A 17,650-nucleotide genomic window follows, 5' to 3' on the forward strand; every position below is an offset into this window, starting at 1 on the left:
GTCCCTCGCCTGACCGGCCAGCCTCACTCGCCGGCGTCGGCGCCGGGCCGGGGTCTGACGGGCGCAGTCGGGACGCCGCGGTCACCGCGTCGGTCATCGTCGACAGGTCCACAGTGCAGAGACTCGACGCGTCGGGGGATGGAAGGTCGAGTCCCGCGTGCACTAGCCTGCGGCGCATGCGGACCGAGCGCGGGGTACGTCGATCTCTGCTGGCCGCCCTTGTCCTCACGGTGACCAGCATCGTCGTGAACTACTCGACGTCCCAGGTGCCCACCTTCCTGGCCGGCAACCTGTGGCTGGCGTGGGCGCTGACCGTCCTGTGCGTGGTCGCCTACCTGGTGCTGGAGTTCCGGCCCACCGCGGATCCGGCGGAGCTGGGACACGTCAGCCTGCGGGTGAGGCGACGTCACCTGCGTCCCGCCCTCGAACTGGACGCGATCCCGGTCGCCTCGAACGTCCGGATCAGCGCGGTCGAGTACGGCGAGGGCCCGCAGAAGCGGGTGCTGGTCCCGGGCCGCGACCTGTACGTCCTACCGGCCGACTGGTCGCTTGCCGCAGCGGAGGGGGCGAACCCCCGCAGGGTCGACCTGCGCACCGCCTTGACCGGGGCGGACCTCGCCCGGGCCACGCCGCTGCCCCATCGATTCGTGGTGCGCGGCACGTGTCGCGCGGCGGCCGGTGTCGTCCTGCACATCATCACGGACCTCGCCTACCTGCAAGCCGTCTCCGGACGGCCCCCGCACCGTCGCTTCGCCGCGGTCGGGCTGCTCGACCGCGGCGGCATACTGCCGTACGTCGACGGAGCGGCCCTGCACGCCGGGCAGGTCGAGGTGGCGCGATCGACGGGTACGCCGGGACTGGTCGTCGCGGTCGAGTGCATCGGCGGCCGGCCGGTGTCCCGTACGCCCTACCTTCTGGTCGTCCGTGCCGGGATCCGCTATCCCGAGGACGTCTGGCGCTCACCGGCGACCGGTCGCCCGCTCCTGTCGGATCCGGACCCGGAACGTGCCCGGGTGGCGTTCGAGTCGCCGCAGCCGAACGGGCTGGCGACCGACATGTTCGCCTGTGACCTCGACGGCCGAAGGATGAACAACCTGACCCGCAAGAGCGTCGACAGCTACGACGGTTTCGGGGACGGCACGCAGGTGACGTGGGTGGACCAGAAGCACCTGCGGGTGTTCTCGGAACTGGCTCCCGACCAGAGCACGCGCATCGTCCAGGACCGGGTCGAGGGGCGGCGTCGCCACGGCGACGAGGCGCGGTAGTCCGCCGGATCGGCGCACCCTCCGGCCACTGCCCTTCGAGGGTCGATCGATCAAGGAGTTCGTGTCAGGATCCATCGCGCGCTTGCGGCAGGCCCGCGTATCGTCCCGGTCGAGTGCAGTCAGGAGCATCACGGCCCCACTGAGCCATTTTCATCGTGATCGAGGGCTCCTGAGCAGGCGCGTAGCGGAGTGTCGCTGCTCCAGATAGGACGAAGCTCCCGGTAGGACAGCAGTCGACCAAGGCGCACTGCCCAGCACAGGAGCTTCGTTGCTGACCTATCCTGCCAGCATCCCGCTGTCCACGCCTGGGTCGCGCCAGGACGTGGTGGTGGTGCCGGTCAGCCGGCGGATGAGGTTCGCCGTCGAGGCCCACCAGGTGCGTGACACCGCGGAGGCGGGTCGGCTCTCGTATTCACGGACCAGACGGCGGTGCAGCATCAGGGTGCCGTTGGTCTGCTCCACTACCCACCGGCGGGCGATCGGCACGAACCCGGCCGTGGTGTCGGAGCGTTTGACCTGCTCGACGTCGATGCCGTTCACGGCGCCGTGGATCTGCACGTCGTCTTTGAACCCGGCGTCGACCCATGCCTTGGTCACCGTCGGGGTGTGAGCCACGACGTTGTCCAGCAGTCGCACGCCGATCGCGTTGTCGGTGACCGACGCCGCGGTGACCACGACCGCGATGATCAAACCGAGGGCGTCGACGGCCAGGCCCCGCTTGCGGCCCGGGACCTTCTTGCCGGCGTCCTTGCCGGTCGTCGCTGCCGGGACGTGGTTGGCGGCCCGGATCGACTGTGTGTCCAACACCACCGCGGTCGGGTCCTCTGCCCGGCCGGCCTTCTCCCGCGCCTGGCAGCGCAGCAGATCGTGGATCACCTGGTCGGTGCCGTCATCACGCCACAGAGCGAAGTAGTAGTAGGTGGCCGACTTTGGCGGCAGGTCGTGCGGCAGGTACGCCCACTGACAGCCGGTCCGGTTCTGGTAGAAGATCGCGTTCACGATCTCCCGCAGCTCGTAGCGGCCCTGATGCCCCGACACCGACGGATGCCGGTCCTTCCACGCCTGCAGGAACGGACCGACCACCGCCCACTGCTCGTCGGTCAGGTCACTCGGATACGCCGCTCGCTCGCCCATGATCGGCCCAACGCGACCGGGACCTCACCGGTTACGACCATCGCTCGCATTCACATCCCGAGCCAAGCCCACAATGGGCAAAGGCTACCGAACCGCCCTCTCAGGCAGCGTCCTCCAAGCCAGCGGCCTTGCGTAGCGCGACAATCAGATTTTTAACGGCGGTGTTGAATGCGACCAAATATGGATCGTCGGGCTCCACTTCCGGCTGGCCATGCTCGTCTACTGGGGCTTCCTCGAGCGCGTGCCAGCGTAGCGCCGAGTCCGCATCTTGGAACGCATCCCACTTCTTGATGAGGTCGCCCGTGCCGAGTAAGTGGAGTCGACCGCCGATCGTGGCTGCTGTCGTCCAGTCCGGGCTCGCTCGGTTCGTCTCGTACGGATCATCCGGATCACCTGACATTTCCAGCTGCTGCTTGCGCGCGTAGGCGAACTGCATCGCGTCGGCGTAGACGCTCAGTTGCTGGTCGTAGCGCCTGGCTTGGGCCGCGTTCCGTGCTGCGAATCGGCCCTGCAGAACCGGGGAGAGGACCCCTACGGTGGTGGTAGCGATGAGTCCGGCGATCGAGACAACGACGGTGGCGTTCACGGCGCTGCAGCCTACGCGGTGATGTGCTGCCGCGGGAACGAGACGTTGGTGCAAGCCGAGATAGTCCCGGCAGCACCGCGACCTGCAGACGAGTCGTTGAGGGGCCAAGATCGGATGCACGGTTCTGCCGCGATCCGCGCGCCAATCCGCGTCTACCGACCCTTCGTCGTGGGTGTCTAGACTGGATCGTCGAGTCGCACTTCAGTCGATGGTTGAGCAGATGCGAGGGCCAAGGCACCCGGCAAGCGGCATCTGGCGGCATCGACTGTCCCGAACCCAGGAACGTGCCCTTCTCAAGCCGGCTCCTTGACAATCCGTCGGATCTTGGCGATCTGGTCGTTCCAGCTGCTCAGTTGAGTGATCTTGACGACGTCGCCGGTCTGCGGGGCTTGGATGATGAGTCCTTCGCCGAGGTACATGCCGACGTGGCGTGGGTGGGCCAGGGTGCCGTTGCTGCCGGGGATCAGGATGAGGTCGCCGGGTAGCAGGCGCGTCGGGCTAGCTACTGGTGTGCCGGCATTGGCTTGGTCGGTGGTGATGCGGGGGATGGAGATGCCGGCTGCTCGGTAGGCGGCTTGCATCAGGGATGAGCAGTCGCACTGTTTGTGGGGTTCGTTGGCGTGGGGGTCGGTGCACGTGCCGCCGAAGTGGTAGGGCGTGCCGAGTTGGGCAGCGGCCCAGAACACTGCGGTTGTCACGGCTGGCGGGGTGTCGGAGGGCAGCGTGAATCCGGCCGGTAGGGCGGCCAGTGCGTCGGGGGTGCAGTCAGGGAGGGTGCTGGTGAGCTGCTCCACTAGGCGGAGGGCATCGTTGGTCCATGTGGCGTACGCGTTGGGGTAGGCCGAGGCTTGGACCGCCTGGGCGGCCTCAGTAAGCGGCATCGATTCCCAGCCGGAAATTGTGAGGAGCTTGTCGAAGAACTTGCCTGCTTGATAGGCGGGTTCAGACAGTTGCGCGACGGTGCCCCATCCCTGGCTGGGGCGTTGTTGGAACACCCCGATGGAGTCGTGGTCGTTGCGGGTGCTTAGATGCGGCAGGTTGCGGAGGCGGGATTCCTGCATGGCGGCGGCGACAGCGATGACCCAGCCCCATCGAGGGACGCCTTTGGTGACGCCGATGTCGATGATGATCGCGGCTACGTCAACTTGCTCGACATCCCAGGCACCGACGGTAGGCGGTCGCCCGGAGGGATGCATGTTGGGTAGAGCGGCGGCGCCGCACCCTTTGGAGCCGCCGCCCATGACGGCCGTCAGCAGGAGCATGGGCAGGCCGAGGCAGGCAACGACGACGAGGCTGACAATGCCGGTGATGGCTCTGGTCATGGCGGCGGCCTTTCAATACGGCTGGGGATAGCTGATCGGACAGGGACAGCCGGGAGCTGTCGGTGTACGGGTTCCGGTGCAGAGCCAGGTACGCCAAATGTGCAGGCATGGGCGAGTGGCGCTGGGGACCTTGGGGTGCCGGTCCGCCCCGGCGACGCACGTCCGTTGCTTACGATGAGTAACCGGCGGAGGTGGGCCTTCGCCCGAATCGCGGCATAACGGGGAGTTGTCATGGCGCCCTGCCAGCATGCTCCGAACCCGTTCAGAACCGTCCCTGTCCGATCGGGCGCGTCAATTGGTCTGGCGAAGGAGACCGCTTCGCACCGTGTCAAAGGGCTGTCGCTCGATGGCATGATGCAGCGGTGCTCCTCACGCGACGTTCCCGCCATGACGGCGTCGCGGCGCTGCTGGCCGGGTGCACCGATGGTGAACTGGCAGCGTTGTTGCGGGCCGCGTCACTCGACGGCGTGGGCGTGGGCGGCAGCTCTTCGATCGCCGATGTCGACGGCGTGCCCGTGTTCGTCAAGCGGGTCCCGATCACCGACCGGGAGCTGGCTCATCCGCACAGCACGGCGAACCTGTTCGGCATGCCAGTCCGTTGGCAATACGGCATGTACCGCCTGGCTGGTCCGGGCTTCGGCGCGTGGCGCGAGCTGGCCGCGAACCAGAGCGTCACTGAGGGCGTCCTCGCTGGCGAGTCGGAATCGTTCCCGTTGCTGCACCATTGGCGGGTGCTGCCCGGCCGCCCGCCGGTCGCGGCCGAGCACCTCGACATCGACGCCGTCGTCGCCCAGTTCGGCGGTAACCAGGCCGTGCGTGCGCGGTTCGAAGCGCTGGCGGGCGCCACCGCGAGCCTGGTGCTGTTCCTCGAACATCTCCCCGACGAGCTGCCTCGCTGGTTGAGCGACCCGGTCGGCAGAGCCGCGGCGGTCGAGCGGCAGCTGTTCGAGATGGTGGCGTTTCTACGTAACCGCGAGATGCTGCACTTGGACGGACACTTCGGCAATATCCGGGCCGACGAAGAGCGGCTCTACCTCGTCGACTTCGGGCTCGCCACCTCACCGCGCTTCGACCTGTCGGACGCCGAGCGCCACTTCGCTGCCCGCAATGCCGGTCACGATGCCGACTATGCTTCCATGCGGCTGGTGAACTGGCTGGCCACCTCGGTATGCGGGGTGCCCGGGCCGGTCGGCGGCGGTCCCGTCGCACGCGACCAGTTTGTGCGCCGATGTGCGGCCGGCGATATCCCACCGGACCTGCCGCCGCCCGTAGGGGAAATCATCGCCAGACACGCCCCCGCCGCTGCCCGGATGAACGACTTCTGCTGGCGCTTGTTCGACGGCGACCTTCAGGCCGAGTATCCCGGCAACGGGAATACAGTCCAGATCGTTGCGGATCGGGCGAGTTGAGCAATGGAACTATGCACTCACATCGGCAGATCCGCGCACTGCCGGGTCGACCAACATTGCTGGCTGTAGTTGATCGTTGCAGAGCAAGCTCGGCCGCGAGCCGCAGCCGCACTTGCAGACGTCGATAGCTGCTGCGTACCCGGTGCCGTACCTGGCTCTGCACTCGAAGCCGTACGCCGACAGGAGCGCGCTCACCGGCGGCGGAGCGGACAGGTGCGCGGAGGGCTTCCAAGGTGGTGAAGCGGAGAATGACCGTGGGCCGCCCACGTGGGCGGCCACCTCAAATTGCTCGATCAGCCGATGAACGTGAGGCGTGTCAACACCGGCTGACCTCACACCCCTGTACCTCGGTCGTGCCTGGACCGGTCCTTAGTTGTCTGGTCCCTCGTGATGTGGCTGTAGATCGCGATGCATCGGAGGATCAGCTCGTGTGATGGCAGGGTCAGTAGCCGCTGCCGTTTGTCCTCGCGAAGCTTGTCCCAGATGAGGACAGTGACGCTGGCGGACCACACGTCCACAAGCACGCCGTCGATCTTGGCGTACTGCCGGGCGGTGACGATGCGTCGCAGCGTGTCGATGAGCGTGGCGTCGCCCGGCGGATGGTTGGCGTCGTCGGGTCGGGCGGCCTCGGGCAGCAGGGTGTGGCTGTTTCGCAGGTGTAGTCGATGCGCGGCGGGTTGTCGGTTTCCCACCGCTGCACGTCGGTGGCGGGTAGGCCACATACCGACTGCCGTAGATCGCGGGGGTGGCGGAGGTGGCCGGTCATCGGCGGATCCTTTGGTATGCATCGAGCCTTCGGGTGCTGGGCGGCGTCACGTGAGGTGTCCGTTCCTATGGGCCGGGGCAGCGGCGCGGGTGACCGCTGCCCCGGCGGCTATGGGTGTGGCGGTCAGATCTTCAGTAGGTCGAAGGCGGCGACTTTCAGGTCGCCGGTGTTGCCGGTCAGCACCCGGTTGGCGCGGACGAGGTCGTTCTTGGCGGGCTGGTAGTGGTCGAGGTATTCGGTGATGGCCTGGTATCCGGCCCACCGGCTGCCGGTGATGGCTTTCTGGGTGTCGGCCTCGCGGATCAGGTACTTGAGGGTGCCGAGGCGTTGTTTGGCGTTGTTCTTGGCCTGCTCGGACGCGGTGTCCTTGACCGGCCATACCTGCGCGACGACGTTTTCGAACTCGCGGATGGTCAGCTCCGCGTTGAGCATCCGTTCGGCGGCTTTCTCGAAGGTCTCCATGTAGGTCCACATCAGGCCGAGGGCTTCGCGGGCCTGGCTGATCTGGGAGTTGACGTTGGAGGTGTGCCGGAAGGTGTAGTGGCCGACGGCGTGCTGGAAGGCGGCGCGTAGGGTGTTGGCGCAGACCACCCGGATTGGGCTGGCGTCTACCCGCAGGGCGGCGCTGCCGTCGTGGGAGGTGGTGCCGATGAGGTACAGGTCGAGGCGGTCTACCCCGGCGATCTCCATCGCGTCGGGCAGCTTCATCGTGACGAACACGCTCTTGCCGCGGCGCAGGCTGCCGGCGGTTTCGAAGTGGGCGCCGCCGACCTGATCGACGAGGCGGTCGAGCATCTCGGCGCACTGTTCGTTCTGGACGACCGTGTAGTCGGTACCGACGATGCCCAGGTATTCGGTCTGGCCGGTGACCGGGTTGCGGCGTACGGTCATTCGCTTGTCGTCGGCGGGGACCTGTACCTCGACGCCGTTGACGATGTCGATGCCGACGGTGCGGATGGTGCGGACGCCCCAGTCGCCGAGGCGGGCGGCGGTCATGATCTTTTCGGCCTTCATCGTTTCCTGGGTGACGGTGCCGAGCTGGTGCCAGGCCGACAGGCGTGCGCTGGCAAAGGCAGTTGTTCCGTCGGTGTAGGTCTCGAGTTCGTGCGGCACGGATTCTCCTCTCGATGTGCTGGCGGGGCCGAGCACGCGGCTCGGCCCCCGCAGGGGAGTGGCGTTGGTCAGGACTGGTCGGTGCTGCCCGCGTCGGTCTCGACGGGGTTGTCGCTGTCGGGTTGCGCCGGGTGGACGAAGGTCAGCGGCGCGTCGGAGACCAGGACGATTCGGCCGCTGGCGGCGGCCTTGGTGCAGTTGTTCCGTACGGCCCCGGAGCTGATCGCGCGGCCGAGTTGGCCGGCGAGCACGGTGGCGATGTCCTGCGGGGTCATCTGCTGGCCGGGGTTGGCGGCCAGGACGTCGAGGGTGAGTCTTTCCAGTTCGCCTCGGCTGAACGGTGGGCTGCCGTCGGCGTTGACGGTCCCGTCACCGCGCGGGCCCGTGCTGCGGGCGACGCGCGGCGTGCGGCCGGGTGCGCGCAGCGGCATGGCGACGACGTGGGTCTCGCCGTCTGCGTCGACGACGTGCAGCGTGCCGTCCGGTCGGATCAGGGGCAGCACCGCCGCTGCGGCGATCGGCATGCTCGTTTGGCCGCGGATGACCTGGGAGCACAGCGGGCAGCGGGGCGGCTCCGGGTTCGGGTCCACCTCACTGGCTCTGGTCGGGCCGGCGACCCACCGCTCGGGTAGGCCGGGCAGTCGACGGGCGGCGTCGGCCTGCTCCATCGCGGTCAGCAGCCGGGACGCGGTGGCGTGTCCGATGCCGCTCTCGACCACGATCAGGTCGATGGTGGCGCCAGCGTCGCCGTAGTCGGCCAGGACTCCCTTGATGGCCATGACCTTGCGGTCACCGGGCCGCGCTGGCTGCACCGCAACGACGGCGGAACTCTCACCGGCCTCGCTGCTGTCGTCGTCGCGTCCGCGGCTGTCGTCGTGATCGGTCTCGTCTCCCGCCTCATCCGGCGCCTTGTTCGCGTGGTCGTCGCGGGATGGATCAGCTGCGCCGACGTTGGCAGGTTCGCTCGCCGAAGTGTCGAGATTCGATCCGATGAGCTGCTCGCTCTCGTCCGCGGCGGCGGTCTGCTGGTCGCCGAGATCGACGGCAGCGTCCGGTTCCGCAGCGGCGGCGCCGTCCGGGGCGGGCAGGGCCCACCGGGTGGACGCGCCGTCGGCCGCATCGGCGTCCGTGTCCACCGGCACGATCAAGCCGGCGTCGGCCAGGGTCTTGAGTGCCTTGTCGGTGGTCGAGCGAGCCTTTCCGGCGCGGTCGGCCAACTCGTGCACGTCACCCTGACCGAGATCGGTCAGGGCGTCGAGGACAGCCTGCGCTGCAGGCGTCAGGGACAGGTCTTTCATGGGGTTCCTCTCTTGGGGACGTAGTTCGGATAGCGGCGCGAGTGAGGCCGCCCGGATGGTGAGCCGGGGTCGCGGGTGATAACCGGGGCGGCCGGCGCGCGTCGGGAGCGCCGTGCCGTGCGAGGTGTGCCATTCGTCGCCGGTGAAGGGCGCCGCGATGAGACCGGTCGATTACCGGCCTGAGGTGGCGGGCGCGCCTGCTGCGAGCTGCAGCATGTAGAGGCGGCCCTCGGTGCGGTCCCGGTAGATGCCGGCGTCGCTGTGGGACAGCCGCACCGCGCTGACGCTGCCGGGCGGCCGAAACCTGGCGTCGGAGCTGCCCACCCTGACGTGGGCGGTCTGTCCCGCGAGGTTGAGCGCGCGGCAGGAGTCGGTGTGCGGCAGAACGACCAGCACGGTGTCGCCGGGGTCGACGTAGCGCCGACGTACCTGCTGCCCAGGGTGGGTCAGCGCGTAGGCGGTCCGCGTCTCGTCGCCGATGAGGGCGTCGATCCGAGCGCGAGTGTTGCCGTACTCGCCGGCCAGGTTCTGGATCGTCTTCGCCGATCCCGTGATGGCGGCGGCGGATGCATGTAGGTCGTCTTCGTTGAGGAGTCTGGTGCGCAGGTGGTCGACGGCGAGCAGCAGCTCGTCGCGTAGGTGTCGGAGATCGTCGGCGGCCTCGGGCAGGTGCGCGGCGGCCGGGATGGGGTCGACGGCGTGTTGGTCGAGGGTGCGGCCGGTCGCCGCGGTGATCCACCGCTCGACCAGGTTGAGGTGCGGCATCACGCTGCCCCGCGTCAGTCGGTGAGGTGGGCGAGTTCGGCGGGGGTGAGCTGTGCGGGAGTGCGGTTGTGCCAGGCGTCGGAGTGGCGCAGGTTCCACCAGCGCAGCAGCGTCCGGCAGGCCGAGGTGAGCTCACCCCGGATCGGCAGGGAATACACCGTGGCGAGCGGAACCTGATGCGCACGGGCGACGTAGGCAGTCGGCGCCCATCCCCGTTCGGTGCGGGTGACCTCGCCGACGATGCGCTCCGGGTAGGGGATGTCGAAGACGGCGGCGGCTTCGGCGTCGGGTATCACCAGCCACGTGTCCGGATCCTTGCGCTGCAGGGTCGCCACGCCACGCGACGGGTCGCAACGCCGCAGAAGCACGTGTCGCTCGTCGCCTTCGTTCATCGGCCGGTGGTTGCGCCAGGCTCGGTAGCAGGCAGTGAGCGTGACGCCGAGGACGGCGTGCCGCTCGCGGGCGGCGAGAGCATCGGTTACAACCTGGTGGTGACCGGGGACGGAGAGGCCAGCGTGCGCAGCCAGTCCTCGTCGGCCTGTTTCGGCGAGTGCACCCAGCCTGGTGAGGGCCTGGTCGAAGTTGGTGGTGCTCTCGGTGAAGTCAAGCGCGGCCTTGTGCAGGAGGCGGGCGAGGTCGCCGATCGGTTCGTCGGTGGCGGTGTCGTGGCGCCACTGTTGCTCGGGCAGGACGTCGTTGGTGTCGGCGGCGATACGCCGCAGCACCGGATCGGTCAGGAACATCAGGGGTCTCCTTCCAACGGTGGGACATGGCGAAGGCCGGTCGCAGCAGGGCTGCGACCGGCCGTGGTGTTTCGGGTCGAGGGGTGTCAGGCGATGGTGACGGCGCACAGCCGCGCGCGTGGGTCGAGGCTGCGCAGGTACGCGCAGGCGTCGTTGAGGAAGCGGAACCGGTCGGCGACGGAGCCGCCTGCCGGGGTGAGGAGGCGACCGTCGGTGGTGATCAGCGCATCGCCGACCAGGGCGATGCGCCAGTGCAGGCCGGTGTAGGTGGCTTCGCCGGCTTGGTATGCGGGCAGCTCGTACGGGTCGAGGTGGTGGGCGAGCATCGCCAGGACGCGGGGTTGCTGCTCGAAGCGTCGGCGGGCCTCGTGGGCGCTGACCTTGGCGGGGTCGGTGTGGTGCTGGGCGAGGTAGTCCTCGAAAGGCCGGGCCGGGGGAGTGGTCGCGGCGACGTGGGTGTGCCAGGTGCGCCAGCGCAGGGCGGCGTTGTGTGCGGCGGTGGCGGCGGTGCCGGTCAGGTCGAGGCGGCTCTTGCGGCCGCCGGCGGCGATGGTGATCGCGCCGAAGCGGCGGGCGGCGTCGAGCAGGTAGTAGCCGATGAAGCGGGTCAGCCAGCCGATGAGGCGGCGGTGTCGGACGCGGTAGCGGCGCGACGGCGTGCCGTTGGCTTGCAGGAGGTCGTGGACCTTTTCTGAGGCGGCGAACCAGTCGGCGTCCTGGCCGGGGGCGAAGCAGACGGTGATGACCTGGTCGGTGAGGGATGTGTTGGTGGGTGCGGGCATGACGGGGTGCTCCCTTCGCGAAGGCGCGGTTCGACTGCGGGTGTGGTGGTGCCACCGGGATGCGGCGTCTGTGGCGGAGTACTGCCGGGAATGGCGCGGGGCGGGGTCACGGGGCCGACCGGATGGTGGGCTGAGGGGTGACCCGCTGGCGGGCAGATCCGGGGAGAACAGACGTGCTGCGGTGCGAACAAAAGAGAAGAAGCTGCACCGTAGCGCCGTGACCTGACAGCACGCCCTCGACCAGTAATCGTGATCATGTGCTTCACCTGCGGTGACAGGTTCCGGCTGGTCGGCTGACAGGTCGTGTCAGAGGACGAAGACTCCGTCGTCGAAGTTGGGGTTGTCCGCCACCGGCTGACCGTGGTCGGTGGGTAGCTGCGCGAGCCCGACTCGGCCGGTGGCGCCGACCGGCAGCCACACCGCTTCGGCTGGGTCCGTCTCGTGGGTGGCGGTGGCGACGAGTACGTCGCCGCGTCGCCCGCGTAGGAGCCGGTGCAGGTGTTCCTCCCGGGCGGCGCTGCCGAGCCAGAACAGCACCGGGTACCGGATGCCGACGCGTCGGGTCAGGGTGGCGTAGCGGTCGAGTTTGCCGATCAGCCGGCCCAGCGGCTCGGTGCCGGTGTCGGCCTCCAGCCAGAACCCGACGCTGGCGCCGGCGGCGGTCCAGATGCCGTGGCCGTCGGCGGTGATGGTGCGGAACTGCCGGGTGGTGGTGCGCTCCGACCACCACCGGTCCAGACGCGCCTCGGGATGGCGCCGGGTGTGGGTCTTGAGCCGGACGAAGAACTCGTTGACGGTGAGCAGGTGGGTCAGGGTCGGGCTGGCCGACACCCGTTGCACGGCTTGCCGGCTCGCCCGGGCGGTCGGCTCGGGTCGTTCGTGGGCGGCGGCCTGGAACCGGTGTCCGTTGTGGCCGAGGGTCCAGTGCCACGGCTGGCTGCCGCCGCCGGTGCGCGCGAACCGGAACCGGTCCAGCAGGTCCAGCCCGTACAGCTCGCTGAGGCGGATCTGGCAGGTACGTCGGGCCAGGAAGAACAGCTGGTGGATCTGATCGGTGGTCAGGACGTGATGGTCGTCGAGGAGTTGGAGCAGCTGCCGGTCCCGGCTGGTGATGTGCGGGTAGATGGCCAGCAGGTCAGCAGAGCGTGATTGCGGCATGGGTACCCCTGCGGAGAGAGTCCCGGTAGGGAGTCTGGACGAGTTGATCTCGCGGACAGGCTGACGGCGGGCCGGGTATGGGCAGTTCAGGTGCCTGACAGGTCGGCGGGGGAGGGCTCGGGTGAGGTCTCGTCTCGCCGACACCCCCAAGCGAGCCCTCACCGCAGCACCCGGACGAGGCCCGAAACGAGCAGGCCTTTGCTCAGCGCTCGCGGCCGGCCATGCGCCGTTTCATCGTCGATCGGGCGATCTGCTGCATCGGCGGCTCACCGTCGGCGCGGCGGTGGGCTGCGGCGCACTCCTGACGGATCGCGGTCGCCTCACCCACCACGTCCGCCGGCGGGTTGGTGGTGAACGTGAACGACGGCAGCTCCCGGTTGCCGACCAGCAGCCGCGCGGTGGCGGTGTAGACGTCGAGGTGGGCGAGGTCGTGTTCGTCGAGCTCCGGTTTGGTGTGGCGCGACAGTTCCCGGGCGTCGGCCGGGTCGACGTTGAAGAACAGCTTCGACCGGGCGTTGGCGGACACTGCTGCGGCGACATCCTTCGGGAGCTGCGCCAGGTCCTGGTGCGCCAGCACCAGACCCAGCCGGAACCCTCGTGCCTCGGCCAGCATGTCCCCGACCGAGCCGGGCAGGGTCAGGAAGTTCTGACACTCGTCGATGTACAGCACGGCGTCGCGGCGCTGGTCCTCCGGGATGCTGGCGCGGGCGATGGCGGCCTGCCAGACGCGGGCGACAATCAGCGAGCCCAGGATCCGCGTCGTCTCCTCCCCGAGCACCCCCTTGGGCAGCCGGCACAGCAGCACCCCGCCGTCGAGGACCCGGCCCATGTCGAAGGAGCTGTGCGCGTTGCCGATGACCGACTTGACGAAGTCGCGCAGGAGAAACGCGCGTAGCCGGGCGAGGACGGGGGCGATGACCTGCCCGCGGAACTGCTCGTTGATGCCGTCGTACCAGACCCAGAACCCGCCGAGACCGTCCGGGTCGTCCAGGCCGTGGGTGAACCGGGCCCGGAAGTCCTTGTCCTGCAACAGCGACGGCACGAGGCTCAGCGTCGGTTTGGCGTGGCGCATCAGCGTCAGGCACGCCACCCGCATCGTGTCGTCCATCCGCGGCCCCCACTGCCCTTGGAAGATCTTCGCGAAGATCCCCACCAGGTTGTCCACCGCCAGGTGCGGGTCGCCCCGGTCATCGAGCGGGTTGAAGCAGCCCGGGTTCTCCTGGTCCGGGTCGATGATCACGATCTTGTCTGCGGAGGTGGCGGGGAGCCGGTCGAGGATGTCGGTGATCAGGTCTCCGCGCGGGTCGATGACCACCGTGCCGCGGCCGGCTTTGATGTCGCCGAGAATCATGTTCAGCAGCAGCGTGGACTTCCCGACGCCGGTCTTGCCGACCACGTGCAGATGCTGGCGGGCGTCGGTGACGGTCAACCCGACCTTGTGGCGGCCGATCTGCGCGCGGCCGAGCATCTTGACGCCACGCCCACCGCCGGGAACCTGCACGGGCGCCGGAACAGCCTTCGCTCGGGCGCGGTCCAGGCCGGGCACGGCGAGGTCTTGCGGCAGCGCGGCGAGGGCCGCGAGTTCCGCCACGGTGGCCAGGAACCCTCGCCGTAACCGGCGCCCGGCGAGGGTGGAGACCGGGTGGGGCATCTTCATGCGCCGTAGCCGGTTCGGTCCGGTGTACGTGGCGGCGGCCGAGGCGATGGTTTGTCCCAGCCCGATCAGCCGCTGACGGGTCTGCCGGGCCCGCCCCGCATCCGGTGATGTGGTGGCCGGGTCGCGGGCGACGGCGAACCGAACCGCGATCTCGAAGTGCGGCACCCGCACCGCCTTCTCCACGACCGTGCGGGCCTCGGCAGTGGCCACCGGATCCCGCTCGGCCACCCGACCCGCCGCAGCCGAGCCGCGCGACGGCCTGGACGGGCCGGGCGTGAACACGTCGAGCAGCCACAGCAGCGGCTCGACGGCCAGCCTCGCCGCACCCGACACCGCCCGCGCGGCCAGATCCGGCCGCCCGTGCGGGTGGGTGGCGGCGGTTGCCGCCGCCCTTCGGGCGGCGCGGACGCGGCGGGCTCGCGCTGGCCGGGCGAGGACCTGCACGCAGGCGTGCTCGCGGGGGCCGACCTCGGCGCCGGCGGCGAGCAGCGCCCGCAGCGGATCGGTGTCGTGGTCGCTGCGCAGCGGCAGCCCATCGGGGTGCTGCGGCCAGTGCGCCCCACCCACCCCCTCACCGACCTGCGGCGGGATCGGCGCGGCGGCATCTGTGGTGGTGATGGTGGCGGCGGGCCAGGCCGCGCGGACTGCGGCCTCGACCGCTCCGGGCGGCACCGTGCCGGGCACCCAGACCCGGATGGTCAGCGCGCGGCCGGTCCACGTGTACTCCCAGCCGACATGCGGGTAGCCGAACACCCGGCGGCGCCACACCGACGGCGTGAGGACGCCGGTGAGGGTGGTCCAGAACGCTGCAGCGGCCTCGGCGGTGACCTGCGGTGGGGCAGCGATGGTCAGCCATCGCGCGCCAGCGGTGAACCGCCGATGCCGCCAGGCGAGCACCTGGTCATGCCCGAACACCGCCGCGACAACGATCGCGGCAGCGACGAAGGCCAGCCACGGCCGGGCGAGCACCCAATGCCCTATCTCGGCGGGCCAGCCCGGGGTGGCGGTCACTCGGTCTCCCCGATGCCCGTGACGGCGATCGTGTGCTCCGCGGCCGACCCGACGGCACGGAACGGGATCCGCGACCGGCCCGCGACGAGCAACCCCTCGCCCCGGGGCGCGGCCAGCAGCAGCCGCGCCTCACCCGCAGTGAGGTTGAACGCCTCCACGACAGCGTCGATCGACTGGGTGCTCTGGCGCATCAGCACCTGCGTCGCGGCGTTGGACACCACGGCGAGCCCCAGGTCGGTCGACAGCACATCAGCCGCGTCCTGCGTGACGACGCACAACCCCGCCGACCGCTTGCGGGCCGCCTTCGCCATCCGGAACAGGAACCGCGCGCCTTCACCGTCGCGCATCAGCAGCCAGGCCTCATCCACCACCACCAGATGCCGACCCCGGCTAGTGCCGGCTGGCGGGGTGTCGATGCCCGACCAGATCGAGTCGAGCGCCAGCAGCGTGCCGATGGTCCGCAGCTCGTCGGGCAGGTGCCGCAGCGACCAGACCACCAGGTGCCCGTGCGGGACGGTGGTGGTAGGCCCGTCGAACAGCCCGGCGAAGTTCCCCACCGTCCAGGGAGCAAGCCGGGCGGCCAGCTGCCCCGCGGCCGGATCATCGTCCCCGGCGAGCACCTCGGCCAGGTCGCGCAGCAGGGGAGCGGGCTTCGTCCAGGTGCCCGGGTCGGCGTTGATGCCGGCGCGGACGTAGGTCGCGGTGATGGCCCGGTCCAGGGCGGCGCGCTCGGCCGGCGGCGGCGCCGCGCCCAGCATGACCGCGATCAGCGTATGCAGGTACAGACCACGTCGAGTGAGCGTGTCCGGCCGCCGGTCGTCGGGCAGGTCAAGCGGGTTGATGCGCACCCCGGGCACGCCCAGCTGCACGACCGTGCCGCCGACGTGCTCGGCCAGCGGCGTGTACTCGTCCTCGGGGTCGATGACGCTGACGGTCGTGCCCTGATACAGGTTGCGCAGGACATCGAGCTTGACGAAGTAACTCTTGCCCGCCCCGGAGCGGGCGAGGACGACCGAGTTGTGGTTGTCCTGCCCCCACCGGTTCCACACCAACACCCCGTTGGAGGTCGTGTTGACCCCGTACAACACCCCCTCCGCAGGGGCTATGTCGCCGGGGGTGGGGGCGGGGAGATCCGGCGAGGCGAGAGGAAACGCCGCCGCGAGAGCGGTGGTGTCCAGCACGCGGCGCATCCGCAGCGGATCCACACCGACCGGCAGCGTCGAGAGCCAGCCCTGCTGATGGCGGAACGTCGCCGGCTGCAGGTCCAGCAGCACACTCGCCGCCGCCGACTTCACCCCAGCGGTGAGGGTGGCGAGGTCGTCGAGGGTGCGGGCGTGGAGGGTGACGTAGATGCCGACCTCGAACAGCTTCGCCGCCCCGCGGGCGACACGCTCGGCCAGGTCCGCGGCGTCGGCTGCGGCGGCGTCGACCATCGGGTCGCCCAGCCGGCCGGCGTCGGCGTCGAGGCGGCGGGAGGATTCGAGGCGGGCGCGTTGCCGCTTCAGCATCGGCGCGGCCAACTGCGGCACCACCGGGTCCAGGTGCACGGCGACGTCGACGCGTCCTGGGTAGGACAGCAGCGGGTCCAGCCACGCCGGGCCGACCTCCGCCGGGTAGCCACACACTACGTAGGTGGCGGCGTACCCGTCACCAACCCGCACATGCGACGGAGTGACCGACAACGCGGCCGGTCCCGGCATACCCTCGGTGCCTCGGACACTGATCTTGGGGGTTTTCAACAGGTTCATGTGCTGCTCCGCAAGGTGATGGGGACGCCGGGCACCGCGCGGGGGCCGGGTGCCGGTGGGGAGAACGGGTCGACCGCGCCCGCGAGCGCGGCGCACACCGCAGGCCCGTCCAACACGGAGGCGTGCACGCCGAGCCCGGACAACGCCCGCACCGCGGTGTCGCCCGCTCGCGCGCCGGTGACGACCGCGAGGACCTGCCGGCGCAACGGATCCCGGTCGCCGTCGAGCTTCAGCAAGAACTGGGCGTGGTCCTCGGCGGCGGCCTGCAGCGCCCGGTGCGGCAGGCGCCGGGCGTGATCGGCGACGGCCTGCGCGTGTGCGGCCAGGTCGTGGCGCTGCGCGGCCACGATGATCTGCGCCGGCCCGGTCAGGCCGTTGAGGAACCGGCCGAAGCCGTCCAGCAACGCGCCCTGCTCACCGCCGGTGCGCAGGTGAATGTTGGTGGTGCCGCAGGCGATCACCACCTTGTCGCTGCCCCCGCTGGTGAGCACACCAGCGGGGCTGACCGCCGTCACCGGCGACCGCAACAGCGCCGGCACGATCGGCTTCGCCTCCACCGCCGCGACCGGGACCGCGCGAGCCGTCCCGGGTGTCAGCATGCGAGGGCTGTGAGAGAGCGTGAAGGCGTGCCGCAGCCACACGTCCAACGGCAGGCCGTCGCGGCGGCCGAGCGCCACCACGACCGCGACAGCGAACACGACAGCACCAACGATGAGCCACACGGGCCGCGGCAGCAGATGCCCGAACGAGCGGTAGACACCGGCAGCGGCCAAGCCGACGCCGCCGATGATGCCGAGCTGACGGAAGGTGAGCCCGAACGCGACCCGGTCCGGCTCGTTGACGTTGGCCGGCACCACCGCACGCGGCACCGCATCATCCAGACTGTTCATTGA

Annotated in this window: 15 protein-coding genes; 2 read left to right on the top strand and 13 right to left on the bottom strand. The window is 69.8% G+C overall.

The window, feature by feature from the left end; genetic code table 11:
• The first annotated feature begins 176 nt into the window (after positions 1–176).
• The gene (locus MicB006_RS27640) at positions 177–1,265 is read left to right on the top strand and encodes a hypothetical protein (RefSeq protein ID WP_146074803.1); all 1,089 of its coding nucleotides are present in this window, start codon (positions 177–179) and stop codon (positions 1,263–1,265) included.
• A gap of 276 nt (positions 1,266–1,541) precedes the next feature.
• On the opposite strand, the gene MicB006_RS27645 is transcribed toward MicB006_RS27640, so the two are convergent.
• The 3 genes from MicB006_RS27645 to MicB006_RS27655 form a co-directional block, all read right to left on the bottom strand.
• The gene (locus tag MicB006_RS27645; RefSeq protein ID WP_104112994.1) at positions 1,542–2,399 is read right to left on the bottom strand and encodes an IS5 family transposase; all 858 of its coding nucleotides are present in this window, start codon (positions 2,397–2,399) and stop codon (positions 1,542–1,544) included.
• A gap of 100 nt (positions 2,400–2,499) precedes the next feature.
• Positions 2,500–2,985 (bottom strand): hypothetical protein, encoded by a 486-nt coding sequence (locus tag MicB006_RS27650; RefSeq protein ID WP_116510039.1) that lies wholly within the window; start codon positions 2,983–2,985, stop codon positions 2,500–2,502.
• A 293-nt stretch (positions 2,986–3,278) separates the two neighbouring features.
• Positions 3,279–4,307: a C40 family peptidase gene (locus MicB006_RS27655; RefSeq protein WP_104113260.1), complete on the bottom strand. Its 1,029-nt coding sequence runs from the start codon at positions 4,305–4,307 to the stop codon at positions 3,279–3,281.
• Between the two features lie 362 nt (positions 4,308–4,669).
• On the opposite strand from MicB006_RS27655, the gene MicB006_RS27660 reads away from it, so the two are divergent.
• Positions 4,670–5,716, top strand: coding sequence for a serine/threonine protein phosphatase (locus MicB006_RS27660; RefSeq protein ID WP_166457694.1), 1,047 nt, complete (start codon positions 4,670–4,672; stop codon positions 5,714–5,716).
• A gap of 332 nt (positions 5,717–6,048) precedes the next feature.
• Here MicB006_RS27660 and MicB006_RS27670 read toward each other — a convergent pair whose 3' ends face one another.
• The 10 genes from MicB006_RS27670 to MicB006_RS27715 form a co-directional block, all read right to left on the bottom strand.
• On the bottom strand, positions 6,049–6,408 hold the full coding sequence (locus MicB006_RS27670) for a hypothetical protein (protein WP_225980528.1): 360 nt from the start codon (positions 6,406–6,408) through the stop codon (positions 6,049–6,051).
• A 197-nt stretch (positions 6,409–6,605) separates the two neighbouring features.
• Entirely contained in the window at positions 6,606–7,595 is a 990-nt protein-coding gene (locus MicB006_RS27675) for a DUF932 domain-containing protein (RefSeq protein ID WP_116510041.1), read from the bottom strand.
• A 68-nt stretch (positions 7,596–7,663) separates the two neighbouring features.
• Complete coding sequence (locus MicB006_RS27680) at positions 7,664–8,893, bottom strand: MarR family winged helix-turn-helix transcriptional regulator (protein ID WP_104113263.1); 1,230 nt, start codon at positions 8,891–8,893, stop codon at positions 7,664–7,666.
• Positions 8,894–9,064: 171 nt separating this feature from the next.
• Positions 9,065–9,658, bottom strand: a complete 594-nt coding sequence (locus MicB006_RS27685; protein ID WP_104113264.1) for a hypothetical protein — start codon at positions 9,656–9,658, stop codon at positions 9,065–9,067.
• Positions 9,659–9,672: 14 nt separating this feature from the next.
• Positions 9,673–10,401 (bottom strand): hypothetical protein, encoded by a 729-nt coding sequence (locus MicB006_RS27690; RefSeq protein WP_104113265.1) that lies wholly within the window; start codon positions 10,399–10,401, stop codon positions 9,673–9,675.
• A gap of 86 nt (positions 10,402–10,487) precedes the next feature.
• On the bottom strand, positions 10,488–11,183 hold the full coding sequence (locus MicB006_RS27695) for a hypothetical protein (RefSeq protein WP_104113266.1): 696 nt from the start codon (positions 11,181–11,183) through the stop codon (positions 10,488–10,490).
• 306 nt (positions 11,184–11,489) lie between these two features.
• The gene (locus MicB006_RS27700) at positions 11,490–12,341 is read right to left on the bottom strand and encodes a replication-relaxation family protein (RefSeq protein ID WP_104113267.1); all 852 of its coding nucleotides are present in this window, start codon (positions 12,339–12,341) and stop codon (positions 11,490–11,492) included.
• Between the two features lie 202 nt (positions 12,342–12,543).
• Complete coding sequence (locus MicB006_RS27705) at positions 12,544–15,009, bottom strand: type IV secretory system conjugative DNA transfer family protein (protein WP_104113268.1); 2,466 nt, start codon at positions 15,007–15,009, stop codon at positions 12,544–12,546.
• Positions 15,006–16,757 (bottom strand): VirB4 family type IV secretion system protein, encoded by a 1,752-nt coding sequence (locus MicB006_RS27710; protein WP_116510042.1) that lies wholly within the window; start codon positions 16,755–16,757, stop codon positions 15,006–15,008. The genes MicB006_RS27705 and MicB006_RS27710 overlap by 4 nt, the downstream gene beginning before the upstream one ends.
• A complete protein-coding gene (locus MicB006_RS27715; RefSeq protein WP_104113270.1) occupies positions 16,754–17,647 on the bottom strand; it encodes a PrgI family protein in 894 nt (297 codons plus the stop codon). Before MicB006_RS27715 ends, MicB006_RS27710 begins: the two co-directional genes overlap by 4 nt.
• Positions 17,648–17,650: the final 3 nt, after the last annotated feature.

Origin of the sequence: Micromonospora sp. B006, from assembly GCF_003408515.1 — a bacterium.
Taxonomy (GTDB): domain Bacteria; phylum Actinomycetota; class Actinomycetes; order Mycobacteriales; family Micromonosporaceae; genus Micromonospora; species Micromonospora echinospora_A.